The sequence below is a fragment of the Citrobacter sp. wls718 genome (genome assembly GCF_005280945.1).
In the GTDB taxonomy this organism is placed as follows: Bacteria; Pseudomonadota; Gammaproteobacteria; order Enterobacterales; family Enterobacteriaceae; genus Citrobacter; species Citrobacter gillenii.
This window is the reverse complement of the sequence record NZ_SZWV01000033.1, coordinates 14,946-15,409: the sequence shown is the minus strand read 5'-3', so window position 1 is coordinate 15,409 and position 464 is coordinate 14,946. Positions and strand designations below refer to the sequence as shown.

Annotated in this window: 4 tRNA genes; all 4 read right to left on the bottom strand. The window is 51.7% G+C overall.

Annotation, left to right across the window (positions count from 1 at the left end):
- Window positions 1-66: 66 nt before the first annotated feature.
- A tRNA-Met gene (locus tag FDW95_RS05655) sits at window positions 67-143 on the bottom strand.
- Window positions 144-163: 20 nt separating this feature from the next.
- Window positions 164-238 (bottom strand) — tRNA-Gln (locus tag FDW95_RS05650).
- A 36-nt stretch (window positions 239-274) separates the two neighbouring features.
- Window positions 275-349: transfer RNA gene (locus tag FDW95_RS05645), tRNA-Gln, on the bottom strand.
- A gap of 23 nt (window positions 350-372) precedes the next feature.
- Window positions 373-457 (bottom strand) — tRNA-Leu (locus tag FDW95_RS05640).
- Window positions 458-464: the final 7 nt, after the last annotated feature.

The window sequence follows — 464 nt, the reverse complement described above, 5'->3', positions numbered from 1 at the left end:
CTTACCGCTTGGCGATACCCCAACAATTTTTTGGATTTACCGAATTAAATCGATACGCCCTTAATATGGTGGCTACGACGGGATTCGAACCTGTGACCCCATCATTATGAGTGATGTGCTCTAACCAGCTGAGCTACGTAGCCAAATACTATCATATTCTTCGTGGCTGGGGTACCTGGATTCGAACCAGGGAATGCCGGTATCAAAAACCGGTGCCTTACCGCTTGGCGATACCCCAATGACCGTTGCGGTGAACCGCTATATCGAAGAAAAGTGGCTGGGGTACCTGGATTCGAACCAGGGAATGCCGGTATCAAAAACCGGTGCCTTACCGCTTGGCGATACCCCATCCGTGCAACGCTTACGGGTGAATGGTGCGGGAGGCGAGACTTGAACTCGCACACCTTGCGGCGCCAGAACCTAAATCTGGTGCGTCTACCAATTTCGCCACTCCCGCAAAAAAG